This is a genomic window from Thalassotalea euphylliae (assembly GCF_003390395.1).
Lineage (GTDB): Bacteria > Pseudomonadota > Gammaproteobacteria > Enterobacterales > Alteromonadaceae > Thalassotalea_F > Thalassotalea_F euphylliae_C.
Map to the genome: position 1 here is coordinate 2,505,001 of NZ_QUOV01000001.1, position 15,763 is coordinate 2,520,763.

Genomic DNA, 15,763 nt, shown 5'->3' on the forward strand with positions numbered 1-15,763 from the left:
TCACTACAAAGCCAATGCACAGCCCCTTAACACATTCCACAACTGCCATAGAATGCAAGACAACCACATAAGTTTTAGCGCTGACGCGAATAAAAATGATGTTAAACGCTTTTACCGCAACCAAAACTACAGCGCGAAATTTAAAGGATACGACCAAGCATTTGTTGCCAGCGAATACAATTCTATTGCACCACTTGTCCACCAAGACAATAACTTGTCTAAAAATATTATTGGCGGCGTGATCATCAGCCAATTAAGGCAAGGCAACAAACAAGCATTGCTGCATGGACTCGTTGTAAGCCAAAGCTATCGCGGTTTGGGGTTGGGTAAAAAGCTTACCAAGCATGCACTGAAACATTGCAGCTTAGAGGTTGATCATATTGTTTGCTTTGCTGAGCCTCATTTAGCGCAATTTTATGGCAGTTGCGGCTTTTCACTGGTCGACAAGAACTCAATAACAGCCGACTTATCGCCTGAACTCGCTGCGCGATTTACAAGCTATCAAAAGTACCGAGCTAACTTGGCAATCTTTATTAGCGAGCGGCGATAACTAATTTTTTAAATGCGCCTAAGCCATACCTGACAATAAGTTTGGCTAGCAAGATAAATGTATTTATATTTCCAGCAACTGCTCTTTGAGCGATGCTAAGCCTTGACTCGCTGTCTCAGCAATTACCACTAAATTAGTTAATTGCTGCACCGCCTCATTAATCGCGGGTTTAGGATCGATGTAATAAATGGGCGTATCAACGGGCGCGAAGTTTGCTAGACTTGCCGCGGGGTATACCTGCATAGACGTTCCAATAATCACTAATACATCAGCCTGAGCAACAAGTTTGGCGGCGGGTTCAAGCATAGGCACCATTTCACCGAACCAGACAATATTAGGTCTTAACTGGCTGCCACGCTCACAGGTTTGCCCAAGTTCGATATCTTGGTGACAAGGATAGATAAGGTCATCATCTATGCTGCTCTTTGACTCCAATAATTGTCCATGTAGATGAATTACCTTTTGGCTACCTGCCCTTTCGTGCAAATCATCAACGTTTTGGGTAACAATTGAAACTTCAAAATGCTGCTCTAGATCAGCTAATAATTGATGTCCAATATTGGGTTGCGCAGCAAGTAATTGGCGACGGCGTTGATTGTAAAAATCCAATACTAACGCAGGATTTTGCTGCCAGCCTTCAATACTTGCCACTTCCATCACATCGTGACCTTCCCACAAGCCATCAGCATCGCGGAAGGTTTTTAAACCGCTTTCTGCGCTCATCCCTGCGCCAGACAATACCACCAACTTCTTCATAACACTTTCCGCTTACTCTTTTAACCGTTGCATAAGATATGGCGTTACAGCCTTTAATCTCCAAAGATTTAAACAGTAAATCACGCGAACTTGTCAGTGTATAGCGGTTTTAGCTTAAGGTTTGTCGGTTTAATGCGATTAACCCTATTGGTTAACCGCAGCCACTTGCGTTAATGCCTCATCGCGGCGTACTTTTTGTCCTGCCTGCAAGCGCTCGCCACCACGAATAATAACTTCGTCACCCGCCTTTACATTACCGGTGACAGAAATCCATTGACCAATTCCTTGACCAACTAATACGCTGATTTTTTGTGCTGTGTCTTGACCGTCAATTTTCATAATAAAGGTTTCTTGCTCACGTAAAACCAAAGCATCACGAGGTACAAGCGTTGCCTGCTTGCTTGCCGCTTTAGGCAGAGATACGGTTACAGCACTGCCTGCCATCATCTCACTACCGTCTGCTTGCAAGCGCACATCGAATGTTCGAGAAGCTTGATCACCCGCTAAGCTCCACGTTCTGACCGGTAGTTCTAACAGTTCACCTTGCCATTTAACCAAGACCTTATCGTTTGCCTTAATGTGTGGCGCGATGGTGATAGGCGCAGCAATCTTTACATCAAGGTGATGAGTATCAACAAGTTGCAACACTGGGCTACCACTCATCACTAATACCCCTTCATCAACAAAGCGTTGGCTGATACTGCCACTAAACGGTGCTTTAATTTCTGATTTTTCAATCGCCAGCTTCGTTTGCTCCATTGCCAGTTTTGTCGCATCAACTTCGTTAATCGCCACCGCTAAGTCTTTAACTGTGCGTTCTAATTCACTTAGTGCGGTATGGTTGGTTTGGTTTAGCGTAGATAACCGCTGTTGCTGTTTTTTTAAATACACAACATCCGCTTGATATTGTTTGAGTTCAGCTTGTTGCTGTGCCAAACGTAGTGTTAAATGGCGGTTGTCTTGACGCGCTATCACTTGCCCTGCACTTACTTGAGTGCCAACTTCTTCAATCCATAGTAGCTGCCCAGTTTGCTCAGCCGACAACGGCGAGTTACGTCGACTGATAACATTAGCTGGTAGCCACATGGTCGGGTTTACTTGCTCGGTTTTTGCAAAATCGATACTCACTAGTGCCGCTTTTTCCGCTTCCGCTGCCAAACTCGTTATTGATGCCACCGGCAGGCTGGCAAAGCCCACGATGATAGCCGCGCTCGACATTGGCTTTGAGAATGTTTGAGTGATAACCGCTAACAGTGACTTTTTCATGATCTTTTCCTGTACGTATAATTTAGTATTCTGTTTTATTCGTTGTGTAACCCATAGGCGCATTACTTACTGCTCAGCGCTGCACCTATGTTTGAGAGTCTGGCTTTACCACAACTAGTTGGGCTTGTTCTGGTTTTCCAATAATTTTATTAGTGCCCAAGAGAGCGGCGTTAATAGCAATATCTCGGCCAGTGATACGCAATAAACAAGGCAATAAAATAATGGTAAAAATGGTACTTACTGCTAAGCCACCGACAATTACCGAGGCTAAGCCGCGATAAATCACACTGCCCGTACCTGGCATAAGCAGTAATGGCAACATGCCGAAAAAGCTGGTCGCTGTACTCATAAAAATTGGACGCAAGCGCAACATTAGCGCTTGTTCAACTGCGTCATCGCGCGACATACCAACTAGCTCGGCTTGGCGAGTTTGATGGACTAATAAAATGGCATTGTTAACCACTAAGCCAAGCAAGATGACAAAGCCAATCATGGTCAATAAATCTAATGGCTGGAATACCACAAGGTTGAGTGTTTGCAGCGCTAAAATACCGCCTACAGTGGCTAGCGGAATGGTGATAATAACCAGTATGCTGTCTTTAACCGAGCGGAATAAGGCAGCCATCAGTAGAAATAGAATCACCAATGCGAATGCAAAGTTTTCACTCATTACACCAATGGCTTTTTCCAATTGATCGGCGCTTCCGCCATAATGGATGCTGCCATCTTCCGGCATCACTTGTACAAGTTTCGGCTCTACTTGGCTTTTTAGCGCATCGATGGTCTCTTCTAATGACCAGCCCTGAGGCGGATTTATATTTAACGTAATGGTTCGCTTGCCATCAACGCGGGTTAGCCTTGTCGGCCCAACGGTACGGTCGATGCTAACGAGTTCAGACAATTGGGTAATGTTGCCGTTGCCAGTTACCACAGGTACATCGCCTAAATTGTCAGGGTTTTCCCAACCATCAGCGCGTAAAATCATGTTGATACGTTTAGTACCATTGAAGTACTCGCCAACATATAAACCGTCACCTAATGTTCGAACGACACTGCCCAGTGCACGGCGGTCCCAGCCTTGCTCTAAAATGGCGCGATCATTAGGTGTCAGTCTCAGCTCTGGCTCAGCCATCTCAACGCCTGGTCTTGCTTGAACACTCACTTCAGGAATGGCCTGTTTAACAAATTCTAAACCTTGCTTAGCCGCTTCTTGCAACGCGCGGTTATCTTTTGATTGCAAGCGCATTTGTACTTGTCTGCCACCACCGAAACCGCCGAAAAGATTGCCTTGAAAGGCGAAAGCATTGGTGTCTGGTAAATCAACTAACACTTCATTGCGCACGATATCTAACAGTTCATCAACACGCGATTGATCTTTAACACGTACGCCAACATTACCGCCGAATGGCCCAGTGAAAAGGTAGTAATTTTTTAGCGCAGGTTCTTTTTCGCCGTCCATATAAGGCTGTAAACGCTCCACGATTTTCGCCACCACTTCACGCTCTAGCGTGTCAACATTAGAGCCCGGTGGAAATTGTAACCGTGCATCAACCGCATCACGCTTAACTGGTGGTAAATAGTCTAGTTTGGGCATCGCAATGTAAGTGACCGCAATTGGCAGAGCCAACATGACAAAGGCAATGGTCAAGCGGCGGCGCTTAGTGCTCGTTGCCTGCATCACTTTGTTGGTAATGGATTGCCAGACTCGTTGATTTGGATCGACCACTTGCTGTTGGCGAAGAAAATACTTGGCTAACACAGGCAGCAGCACAGTTGCCACCAGCAAAGATACAGATACTGCGATAGCGATGGTTAGCGCTAAATCGCCAAAAAGTTGCCCCTCTATATCTTTAAGGAAAAACACAGGTAGAAAAATAGCAACAGTCGTTGCGGTAGATGCCAGTAACGCACCCCACACTTGTTTTGCGCCAAGCTCTGACGCTTCATGCTGATCTTTACCTTGGTCGCGCAAGCGCAGAATGTTTTCTAGCACCACTATCGCGGCATCTAACACCATCCCGACGGCAAAGGCTAATCCCGCCAGTGAAATCACATTTAGACTACGGCCAGTAATATGCAGCACAATAAAGGTGGTGAATAAACTGATCGGAATAGCCGTTGCGATGATCAAGGTGGCACGCATACGGCGGACAAACAGCCAAAGTACGGATAGTGACAGCACCACACCGGCAAATAAATTGTTACGCACTAGATTGATAGCTCGGTAAATAAACACAGAGGCATCAAATGATTGCACCATCACTAACTGCTTCGGTGCCAGCAACTCTTCATTAATTAAGGTGATTTCGTTTTTAACACGGTTTAATGTTTCCAATACATTGGCACCATTAGCGCGATCAATTCGCATAGAAAACGCTGGGTTGCCGTTTTGGATGGCGGTTTCAGACTTGTCAGGTCGACGCACTTCTACTGTTGCAATATCGCCAAGGCGAATATTGCGACCATTACGCGACTCCAGTATTAGGTTTGCTAGGTCTGAAGCATCGTATTTGCCGCTAAATCGCAATGTGTACTGCCGACGACCGACATCAACAAAGCCACCAGTCACATCATTCGTTGCAGTCACCAGTGAGACTAATTGGGGGATTTGAATGCCATATTCCGCCACTTTGATTGGATCAAAGCGAATTTGTAGCTCTTCACGATTGCGATCAGCAAATAATTGCACGCCCGCGACCCCTTGTACCGCCTCAATTCGTGGTTTCACCACTTCGCTGGCGTAATCAATGTAATTATCAATGGGCTCTGGATTATCGGGCAAGGCTTGCAAGAAAAAGAAGGTCAATGCGGGCGTACCACCACCAAAGCCACCGAGCATAACCCTTGGCGGGCGCGCATCTCGTGGTTGGTTTTGAACACGCGTCATGCGGCTGATTACCTCAATAAGCGTTTGATCCATGTCGGTTTCGACGCCAAACTCCAAATTAATAAAAGCATTGCCGCGATTGGCAAATGCGTTCATTGAATGTAAGCCAGGAATGCCCCTTAGCACGCGCTCTTGCGGCTCTATAATTTCTGACTCAATTTCTTGCGGCGAAGCGGCACGCCAAAATGTTTGAATGGCGATACGAGGTCGTTCAATATCTGGAAACAATTGGATTGGCAGTTTAACTAGGCTCAGTAAACCAACAAGCAAGATAAACGCAACAGCTACTGATACAGCAGCCGGACTTTTCAGCGCGGTGGAGGTAAGTTTCATTTCAGTACTATTCCCTTTAACTCCCCCGCATTTACAGTCTCGCTGTACTGTTTTGCACTACCTTAATTATTGATTATCAATTGGCAGTTGCATCAAGCCGTTGCTGTAAAGGGGTTAGTCAATATCAATAAATCATGACTAAAAGCTAACAACTCAATTGTTTATCGCTAGTAGGGATAGGATGAAATTCAACTTTAATACGATAAATGACGTACGAGAAACGCTTGGTAATCACTCGACATACTTAGACATATTTACCGACATATTTAGCAACATTGCCAAAGTAGGCAGCGACACCACTTAATATTAAATAAGTGTTTGATATTTATCAGAGTTGTTTAAAGTAGAGGTTTACAGCGGTGATGGTTGAGGTGGATATGAGATTACCGTTAATAAACAAATTACCTTTAATAAACAAGAGGACAACTTATAAGCTACCTAACACGCTTATTACGAGTAATAGGCGTGTTAGGTAGAATAAAGTCTATTGGCTAGCCATTAAACTGAGCAACTAAACTCTTTTGATCGTTTAATCTATCAAGCAGGTTTTCACTTAAACTCACGGCTTCCCTGCCGTGTTGTTCACTTTCACTCGACATTTGCGAGATAGTAGACACGTTTTGGTTAATTTGCTCAGCAACTACAGATTGTTCTTCAACAGCCGTTGCTATTTGCGCGCTGATGTTGGCCAATTCAGTAACTTCGGTATTGAGCTGAGCTAGCGCGCTACCGGTGTCATTGGCAAGGTCGACACAGTTTGCTGACAAGTCATTGCCTTTGACCATAGCATTGGTCGCAGCATCTGATTCTTCCCTAAGCTGTGCCAACAACTTAGCAATCTCGTCAGTAGACTGCTGCGAGCGCATTGCCAAAGCGCGAACTTCTTCAGCAACTACCGCAAAACCGCGACCTTGTTCACCGGCGCGAGCAGCTTCGATAGCAGCGTTTAGTGCCAATAAATTCGTTTGATCAGCAATACTACTGATCTCGCTTAACACGGTTTCAATGGTTCGACTGCCAGTGATTAAACGGCTAATGGCGCTATCAACATTACCTAGCTGCGCAGATAGCTCGCTAATTGCTGCCACCATGTTAGTTACAACTTGTTGACCTTGATCGTTGATGACTAAGCCTTGTTGAGCAACATTGGCACCGTTGGCAACGACCTCTGCAATTTCTTGCACGGTACACGACATTTGGTGAATAGCCGTGGCCACTTGTTCTGTCTCTGATTTTTGACTCGACAGTATTTGTGCAATACCACTGCCTCGTTCAGCAGATTCAACTGCGCTTTCTGCTATTTTTCCAGAGTCATCCGCAACTCGACCAACAACCGCCCTTAATTCAGCTTTTTGCATTCTCAGTGCTAAATCAACACAGCTTAAGTCACTATTAATGCCTGAATAAACGAGGTTCATTAACGGGTTATCAAACGTTTGCTTCGCGCGATTAACCACAGTTTTATAGCGCTTTCGCCATAAACCAAATAAAAAGCAGCCGGACGTTGCCAAAATACTCATGATCCAGGCAAGTACGCTAGTAGGCTCTAAAACTAGTGACGTAATAGACAACACACTCATTAATGCTGCAATGATTTGAAAAACGAGTGTCGCATCAAGCTGCGCTGTTAACTGAACTGGTGATTTACCTTCGTTAAGTTGCTGGTAAAGCTTTTCAGCACGGGCAACAGCATCACGATCGGGTGCGGTACGCACTGACTGGTACTCGTAGACTTCACCTTTTTCGTTTTTAATCGGCGTAACATAGGCGTTAACCCAATAATAATCGCCATTTTTACAGCGATTCTTAACGAGCCCCATCCAAGGTTTGCCATCTTTAATATATGACCACAAATTCTTAAATGCAGCTTTTGGCATATCAGGGTGACGCACCATATTGTGCGGCTGACCGATCATTTCATCTAATTCATACCCCGCAATGTTACAAAAACTATCATTAGCATACTTGATATGACTGTTTAGGTCGGTGGTTGAAAGCAAGATATCTTGCTCAGAAAAACGTTGTTCTTTACTCATTACTCATTCACACCTCTTGATTGAATGAAAAACTGAATGAAATACAAAACTGGCCTGCTCGGCCAAAATTCTTAAATTATGTTGCTAGTGATTGTTATTTATAGACTTTTATTGGTTTGTGCTAGCATTATAAAACGGCTTATTAAAGCCTATTTTTTTTTCAAAAAATACGCGCAAATTGTATTAATTCAGTGAACTTTGATCTGGATCAACTAAATTTGGCTTTGGTTTATTCACATACAAAATGTAAGACATTGGCCATATCAATTGTAAGCTCATAAACAGTTGCGATGTAAGACCCAGTGGAGTTGTTAAATATTGCAATAAAAATTTATTTTTGCTGTTTACGTCATTTTGGGAAAAATGCTGACTACGCTGGTTTGGAAGAATAGCGAGGCGGTACTAACGCAGAGTAAGGTCTAAAATCACTAGCATAAGCTAGCTATGAATAATGAATAAGTTGGGTATAAAAAAGCCCCAAAATGCAGGGGCTAAACCATAGCGGTTTGAAGTGTGAGTTTTACTTACGCATATGCGATAGCAACTAGCTATCGCGCTTTCTCACAAGAAACAGTAACGGCAGTAACATTAATGCCGCGCTTGCTGGTACAGGCACTTGAGCGCTGCTAACTGCGAAACTTGCGCCGCGCAAATCAAGTGATGCAGGGGCAAAAACACCCGACGTGCCAAACCCATCAGTCAAGCTTACATTGGCCAGCGAAAAATCCACAGTACCTGCACTGGTTAACTCGAATTGAACTGACGCTAATACAAACGAAGACACTAGGTTTTGCTCAAAAAACAAATCAAAAGGACTTTCAAGCGATACTTCGTCAATGGCTAATGAATCTCCGTTATTAACATCTGACTGACTAGAACCAAAAACGCCTAGATCGAGTAAATTACCAAATGTCACTTGAGCATTTGTAACCTCAGTGCTGTCAAACAAAAAGTCTAAACTAAAAGAGGCAACTTCCACCGGGCTACCAGCCAATTGTTCAATATCGGAAATCACAATGTCAGCCGTAACCAAGTCACCCACTTGGTATGCTTGGTCGGCAACTTCAACAGTTAGTATGGTCGCTAAACTCGCATGCGACGTAATCGCTAACACAGCAGTTAGCAAGGTTTTTGAGATAACCTTTGTAAAATTTTTCATGGTTTTTCCTTATTCTGCTTATTTTTATATAATTTGCTTTGTTCTTATTCGTTTTATCCGCGCGGCGCTTTTATTGGTATTAAATAAGGGCCGCGCGTAAACATAAGTTCTACTGACTTATTCCGCTCGGCAACGAGCACGTGTGCATAACCCGTACATGGCGCGTACATCAGTGAAATTAACAACACCATCTTGGTTAATGTCTTGCGTTGCTAAATCAATATTGTTAGCGCGAATGGCTGCCAAAAGCGCACGAATATCATTGATGTCAACGTCATTGTCGCCATCAAAATCGCCTAACACGCCATCTACTTGTGTACCCAAGCGCACAGTAACAATCACCGGATCGTGATCTGAAGCGCGAAATGCAGTAGGTGCATAGAAAGCGGCTTGCTGCTCTGCCGATTTAAACTCTTCGTTGTAATCAAACGCTCTTGGCTCATCTGCATTGATGTGCCACGCTTGCACTTGCTGCACTTGTGGAGTTAATGAAGCTGATGCTAAGGCGTGATCGAGGTAGCCAATTTCACCGCCAAAGCTATAGGTGTAGGCGCTTGGACCAACCTTGGTTGACAACAAGTTGCTGTAGCCTGCATTGGTTATTGCCGTGATTGGGTCTTCTTTACCGTAAGAGTTTAAATCACCAACAATCAACACGTCTTCATCGGCAATACCCGTTGGATTAGTCGCTAACCAAGCAAGTAAGCCATTAGCAGCTTGGGTGCGGAGTAAATTCCAACAACCTTGACCATCATTTTGATCTTGGTTAGCACCCGATGCACTGCCACAGCCACCTTTAGATTTAAAGTGATTAACAACGAAAGTGAAACTCTCCTGTGCATCACCATTGACATTGGATGCAAATGTTTGCGCAAGCGGTTGACGGTTACCAAAATCAAATGGTGTGGTAGTAATGGTGGCCGCACTGCCAACAGGTGTCACTGCACTCGGCTTGTAAATAATACCGACAGCGATTGCATCAGAGCCAATACCGTCGCCGTCTAGAGCAACGTAGTCATAAGTACTCGCGCCAACTTGGTTGTTAAGTTCTCGAACCAATTGTGCGATTGCTGAATTATCGCCAAAGCCATCATTTTCAATTTCCATTAAGCCAAATATGTCAGCGTCAATTTGCGCAAGCGCTGCCACTATTTTGGTTTGCTGGCGTTCAAATTCTTCGGCACTATCAGCCCCACGAGGGGTTGGGAAGCCTGTGCCGTCACCATTACCATTGAAGTAGTTAAGCACGTTAAAGCTGGCGATTTTAAGCTCATCTGACGCACTAGCAATAACCTCATTACTTCGCGCGTTAGCTGGTGAAAATACCGGTGCTGCTGTCGGTTGTATTTGGTAGTTACCGAAGCTAAAGTCTAATGTGCCTTGCAAGCCAGATACTTTGTCACCCAAGCGAACAGGCGTGTTGTAACTTAACGAAGGGCTTGGATAAGGCACAACAGCAGGATTTTGCTGTGAGTTTTTGTCGTCAACCAACAGTTTGTTGCGACTATTTCTCTCTGCTAAGGCTTGTGCTTCTGGGCTACTTGGCGCGTAGACATTGGTCGGAATAAACAAACGTCCATTTGATACGGCAAATTGGCCAAAGCGCGTCAAATTAAAGGTATCAGTAACCGACAATGACTGCGGTAAACTAACCAGCATATTTTCTAACGCTTCAAACGCTGCGCTATCAGCTACAGGTAAGGTAACGGCTTTTGGCTCAATGGTTTCACCTTGACCACAATCTAAGTGTTCTTCTGTCAGTGATAATTGCGTGCGATTGAAAAACTCGCTGACATTACCCTGAACGCGAACTTTATTGCCTAAGGTTGGCAAGTTTGAGCGGCCATTTAAGAAGACAAATAGTGCTTCAGAGCTGGTTTCGTCACCATCGTTATCAGCTTGCTCTTCTTGTACGATAAAGCCCTGTAAATTGGGTAATACATTCGTAACCACGGCTTCAACAATATTAGTTTGGTTAACTAATGTTGATGCATCTCCGCTACCTTGTATTGTACTAATCAAAGTTGTCTGGTCGCCACATTGGCCAAAATCAGCAGGTGCAGGTGGTTCTGAACCGCCACCGTCACCACCGCTGCCGTCGTCATCACTGTTATGACTACCTAAAAACGTAAACGTGTCACTATCGTATTCTAGCCATTGCTGATCTGGATCAAATGCATCATCAACAATGTTATCCCCCTGCACCACCTCAGGTTTGCGCACGAGCGTTTTATTCGCCCCCCATGATTCGCGCACGCCACGTTGACCAAACGAATCAATCACCTGATCTTGCTTAACCAGCTCAAAATAGTCATCACCGTTGAAATTCACCGCACTTTCTTGCACGTCAACATAGCCAAGTAGTTCACTATCATCGCGAATTTGCGAACTGCCGATAACAAGCACGTCACCAGGTAGTATTTCGCCGCTTAAGTTAGCGACCGAAGTTGGCTGCGCACTACCATTTGAATAAAGCTTGAATTGATAATCGGCTAACGAAATAGTCGCATCGGTTGGGTTGTAAATTTCAACAGCTTTATTAAAGCTGCTGCCTTCTACGTACTCAGAAAAGAATAAATCTTGGCTAACCGGTGTTGGCGTCGGCTCTGGCTCTTCACCACCACCACTTTGCTCACCAGCCACAACACGTACATCGTCAAGACGGGTGTATTCTGAGCCTGAGCTATTAGCCATAACGACTTTGAGCTGTAACGAATTTGCATTCGGTAAAGCAACTGACACGGTAACCGAACCAAAGTCGTCAATTAGCGTATGACTGGCATTGCCCTTGTCTTGCCAGTTTTCCACACGAACAAAATCACCACCATCAAGTGCATAAAAAATATCGACAAAATCTGATGTTTCATGGGTGCCCGATTCGCTCACTAACATTGAGAACGACACATCGGTCATACCTGAGATAGCAATAGTTTCTGACATCCAAGCGGCATCACCACCTATGTCTCGACCTTCAAATTGTTGATTGGTCACTTTGAACCAATCAAATTCATTTTCTAATCCGGCATTTCCAACATCAATTGACCACTTGGTTACATTATCCATGTCAATGGTGTTAAAAATCGCACCTTTATTATCAATTGCTACATCATTAAAGTCTTCTAACCAAACTTCTTGCTGTTCGGCTAGTGAAGTAGCAGCGACAGTGAGAGGAAATACAGCGAGCAAAACCTTTTTAAGCGCACTAAATTCTGCGCGTTTAGAGAACTTCTTATCATTATTATGTTTCATAATTGTCTCGGACATTTTGGGACGTTGATAGCTTGTTTAAGTAAAATTATATGTCTAATCTTTGCCTAACCGGAGTTTTAAGCAGCCAAATTTTGACCCATAAATGTTAAAATAATGTTACACAAAAATGAAATGAAAAATATTTAACCATATGGTTACATTTTTAACGACCAAATAATCATCAATTCACGAACAACAAATAATCGACAAAACACCACTTAGTCAAAACCTAACATTTAGTACGCTGTTTTTATTGAATTAATTTTCCAAAACCTAGAGGTAACTAGAAATTCTTCTCATACCTCAAACACACTAACAATTGAAAAAAACGCAGAGCATAAGTTAGAAAAACTTATCCGTATAAAAGATAAGGTTTAATTGACCTTGCTCAAAAAGCGCCGTTGCGAAAAATGTCAAAGTAGCTGAAACGTGGTTGCACATAGCAATTAGCTGCAGTGTGCCGCCACGCGATTTAATTTGAACCAGAGATTAGGTTCATAGAATTTTGGCGGGTAGAACGACGACCTCTTGTAATTCGCCAACAATAAAAAGTTAAACCTGATATTTATTGAGGCGAAACATGACAATAGACTTTAGCAAAATAGCTTACTTTCAAAATTTAACGGCGGAAGATATTCCAGAAACGCCTTTGGCTTGGCTACAGTCTCTAGATTCACCCAGCATTATTGATTTCGTTAACAACGAAAACCATCCATGGCGAGTCATTACCACGCTTTTGCAAGGCAACTCGCCATCAGGCTTTTATGCCGTGCATCAATTAATCAAAGCAAGCGCGTTCAAAAAACTAAAAATAAACGTTCGTGTTATTGTTGCCTCTGTTGAAGCCGCTCGCCATGAACCAGCGTTTAGTCATGTTGCATTGCCTGAAGGTAAAAACCTTGACCGTTGTTTTGGTTCAACAAGTCTTAGCCAATATTTTTTGCGTGCCCAAATGCTTGCAGCAAGCATTCGCCAAGTAAAGCCTATTGCAGTGCTCGATCTTCAAAATAGTCAGGGGTCTAGTCCAGCTTATGCGATGGGTTTAAGACAGAGCCATGATCACTTAGCACTGGCTTCGCTATTTTGTAGAACACTCGTCGTGTCAGATTTAAGGCTTGGCGCTCTTTTCGAGCAGAATTTTGATTGTCCTGTCGTAAGTGTTCAATGTGGCAACCCTGAATTTACTGAAAATAATCATCTCACAGAAACTGCGCTAATCGACTTTATCGAACAGAAAGACTTGAGCCTAAGAGAGCTACCAAGTGATCTCGCCGTAATTCACGACGCAAAACTGATCAAGCTAAGTGCCAATAAAAGCGTTGCCTATGGGACTGAACCAAGTGACGCCGATATCACCCTCAAAGACATGTTAAAACAGTGCAACTTTACTAAACTTGATGGAAAAACGCATATCGGCTGGACAGCCGAACCTGTATCGGAGTTGCTTGAGAGCGAATCGCGAAATGAACAAGCGTTAGAGGAATTTCTGGCAATTGAAGACGGCTATATATACTGCCAACCAGGAACGTTTTTATTTTCCATCAATCCACTGTTGCCTCAGCATGCCAGCGATAGGCTCTTTTTTGTCGCTAAAGAAGAACTAAAACTCAATAAAAAATAATCGATAGCTTAGGGCGTGTTGTCAGTAAAAGGTTAAAGCTACACAGCTAGAAAATACTCGATTAGGTGTAGCTTTAACCCTTTCCGGGAATTACCAGAAGTTAGTTTAACGTGGCTTGCCACTGGCCTTTTAGTTTATTGACTGCCTCAAGAGACGACCCGGTAAAGTGGTGGTCGTTTAAAATATTAAAGCCTTGTTCAGCAAGCGCTTGATGTTCATCTTGAAACAAATGATCACGCTTCATTGCCAATAACACTTTGAGCATGCTGATCGCTATTTTACTATTTTGCGGCGAAAGTTCTAACGCTTGCATAAGTGATGTAAGGGCTGGTTCTAAACGTTTCTTTTGGTAATGTTCAACCGCCATTTCGTGCAGCTGGCGTGCGGTAAAAAATATCTCCTGCCGCTCTTTCATTTCCTGTTCAACGTATTTGCTAACCACTTGGCTTGTTAAGTTCTCGCCAGCAATTTGATTGCTAATCGCTTGCAAAATGGTGATAGCTTCTTCACGCATACCGAGCTCGTGAAATACTTTAACTTTATCTAAATTGTCTTCGATATCCGTGCTAGTACGCAACGATAAATGAGTTTCAACTAAACGCTCTGCCAGTTCATTCTGCTTACGAACATTAAGAATACGAGCTTGTGCAACCAAAAGCTGTTCTTTGAATTCACCGAACTCTTGGTGTTCCTGCAAGCGTTTAATATAACGCTCTGACTCTTGTAGCACTTTTTCACTGCTGCTATCAGCTAAGGTACAGGCTAAATCAATGCCGGCACGAATCACATTCAGCAATAGTCGCGGCGAGTCATGCACTGAATTTTTAGCATAAGTTGCTATCGATTTTGTCGCTTGGTATTGACCTAAGTGATCATGATTTAAACGGGCAAGATCCCAATATTTTTTGTTGCGCTCAATATTGCGCGGTGCAAGTTCACGCGCCAGTTTTATTTCGTCATATGCCTGCGCGTAATTTTCTTGCTCAATGTAATACTGTGCAAGCATATCATGGGTAGCAAAACGGGTATCAGGCTTGCCAGTTAGCTCAGCCAGCAACTGTTGAATCTCATCAATTCGCCCTTGTTTTAGCAATGCTTTAACATAGCCCAAGTACACCCATGAATATTGGTAGGTATTCAAAAGCTCCTTAAAAAAGCGTTCTGCTTCTGAAAATTCTCGAAGCTGTAAGAAAGAATCGCCCTTCATTCGTAAAATACTAGGGAAATATTTTTCTAAACTAGCGTCCAGTAAATAACGGTCAGCGTAATAAATAGCCTTTGAACTGTTTTTATTATCAACGGCTTGATAGATATTAAATAGCTTGCGCTTAATTTGCAGTGCGTAGGTTAAACGTTTTTTAACATTGCTAGCCGACAAGGGTTTCACCCAGAAATCATCTGGTTGTAACTCAACTATAGAATTAACAAGGGTTTCGCTGGTTTCAGCGCTCAGGAATATTAATACCGTGCTTTTCTTTACAAAACCGCGAAACTTTAGTTCTTCTAACAGATGAAAACCGTCTTTATCGCTTTGCACATTGAATGAACAAATCACAATATGAAAATGCATTTCTTCACACAAACGCAAGCCATAATAGGCGTTTTGCGCGCAGCGAATTTCTTTTATGCCTAGCTCGTATAGAGCGTCAGTGAGTAAGCCATGAACCAGTGTATTATCTTCTATGATAAGTACATTTAGCTGGTCAAAGTGCTCCAATGCGTTTTTTAACTCTTTATCCAAAATTACGGCTCGTTTGAATGACTGTTTTGTTCAGGGGAAATTTTTATAGCGACACTATAGTAACAAACTCGCTAACTACTTGCTGATTAACATCAAATTTATATTGCATTTAACACTTAACCTACATAGAATTCACGCCCTTTTTACAATCGTCTATTATTCACA

Annotated in this window: 9 protein-coding genes; 2 read left to right on the forward strand and 7 right to left on the reverse strand. The window is 43.3% G+C overall.

Translation table 11 applies throughout. The annotated features are described in order from the left end of the window. The first annotated feature begins 52 nt into the window (after window positions 1-52). Complete coding sequence (locus tag DXX92_RS11165; protein WP_116000513.1) at window positions 53-550, forward strand: GNAT family N-acetyltransferase; 498 nt, start codon at window positions 53-55, stop codon at window positions 548-550. 63 nt (window positions 551-613) lie between these two features. On the opposite strand, the gene DXX92_RS11170 is transcribed toward DXX92_RS11165, so the two are convergent. The 6 genes from DXX92_RS11170 to DXX92_RS11195 all read right to left on the reverse strand — a co-directional run bounded on the left by DXX92_RS11170 (window position 614) and on the right by DXX92_RS11195 (window position 12,236). Then, on the reverse strand, window positions 614-1,306 hold the full coding sequence (locus DXX92_RS11170; protein ID WP_116000514.1) for an SIR2 family NAD-dependent protein deacylase: 693 nt from the start codon (window positions 1,304-1,306) through the stop codon (window positions 614-616). Between the two features lie 144 nt (window positions 1,307-1,450). Then, window positions 1,451-2,572: an efflux RND transporter periplasmic adaptor subunit gene (locus DXX92_RS11175; RefSeq protein ID WP_116000515.1), complete on the reverse strand. Its 1,122-nt coding sequence runs from the start codon at window positions 2,570-2,572 to the stop codon at window positions 1,451-1,453. Between the two features lie 85 nt (window positions 2,573-2,657). Beyond that, a complete protein-coding gene (locus DXX92_RS11180) occupies window positions 2,658-5,792 on the reverse strand; it encodes an efflux RND transporter permease subunit (protein ID WP_116000516.1) in 3,135 nt (1,044 codons plus the stop codon). A gap of 491 nt (window positions 5,793-6,283) precedes the next feature. Further along, window positions 6,284-7,828 (reverse strand): methyl-accepting chemotaxis protein, encoded by a 1,545-nt coding sequence (locus tag DXX92_RS11185; RefSeq protein WP_116000517.1) that lies wholly within the window; start codon window positions 7,826-7,828, stop codon window positions 6,284-6,286. Between the two features lie 544 nt (window positions 7,829-8,372). Next, window positions 8,373-8,987 carry a hypothetical protein gene (locus tag DXX92_RS11190; protein ID WP_116000518.1) on the reverse strand — a complete coding sequence of 205 codons (615 nt, stop codon included), beginning with the start codon at window positions 8,985-8,987 and terminating at the stop codon, window positions 8,373-8,375. Window positions 8,988-9,104: 117 nt separating this feature from the next. Further along, window positions 9,105-12,236 (reverse strand): ExeM/NucH family extracellular endonuclease, encoded by a 3,132-nt coding sequence (locus tag DXX92_RS11195; protein WP_181901744.1) that lies wholly within the window; start codon window positions 12,234-12,236, stop codon window positions 9,105-9,107. 580 nt (window positions 12,237-12,816) lie between these two features. On the opposite strand from DXX92_RS11195, the gene DXX92_RS11200 reads away from it, so the two are divergent. After that, a complete protein-coding gene (locus DXX92_RS11200) occupies window positions 12,817-13,857 on the forward strand; it encodes a hypothetical protein (protein WP_116000520.1) in 1,041 nt (346 codons plus the stop codon). Between the two features lie 100 nt (window positions 13,858-13,957). On the opposite strand, the gene DXX92_RS11205 is transcribed toward DXX92_RS11200, so the two are convergent. Further along, on the reverse strand, window positions 13,958-15,598 hold the full coding sequence (locus tag DXX92_RS11205) for a response regulator (protein WP_181901745.1): 1,641 nt from the start codon (window positions 15,596-15,598) through the stop codon (window positions 13,958-13,960). Window positions 15,599-15,763: the final 165 nt, after the last annotated feature.

What these genes read in the sequence shown, in the direction of transcription:
- DXX92_RS11185 (WP_116000517.1), bottom strand. Translation starts at nt 7,828, where the DNA reads ATGAGTAAAGAACAACGTTTTTCTGAGCAAGATATCTTGCTTTCAACC.
- DXX92_RS11195 (WP_181901744.1), bottom strand. Translation starts at nt 12,236, where the DNA reads ATGAAACATAATAATGATAAGAAGTTCTCTAAACGCGCAGAATTTAGT.
- DXX92_RS11190 (WP_116000518.1), bottom strand. Translation starts at nt 8,987, where the DNA reads ATGAAAAATTTTACAAAGGTTATCTCAAAAACCTTGCTAACTGCTGTG.
- DXX92_RS11200 (WP_116000520.1), top strand. Translation starts at nt 12,817, where the DNA reads ATGACAATAGACTTTAGCAAAATAGCTTACTTTCAAAATTTAACGGCG.
- DXX92_RS11175 (WP_116000515.1), bottom strand. Translation starts at nt 2,572, where the DNA reads ATGAAAAAGTCACTGTTAGCGGTTATCACTCAAACATTCTCAAAGCCA.
- DXX92_RS11165 (WP_116000513.1), top strand. Translation starts at nt 53, where the DNA reads ATGCAAGACAACCACATAAGTTTTAGCGCTGACGCGAATAAAAATGAT.
- DXX92_RS11180 (WP_116000516.1), bottom strand. Translation starts at nt 5,792, where the DNA reads ATGAAACTTACCTCCACCGCGCTGAAAAGTCCGGCTGCTGTATCAGTA.
- DXX92_RS11170 (WP_116000514.1), bottom strand. Translation starts at nt 1,306, where the DNA reads ATGAAGAAGTTGGTGGTATTGTCTGGCGCAGGGATGAGCGCAGAAAGC.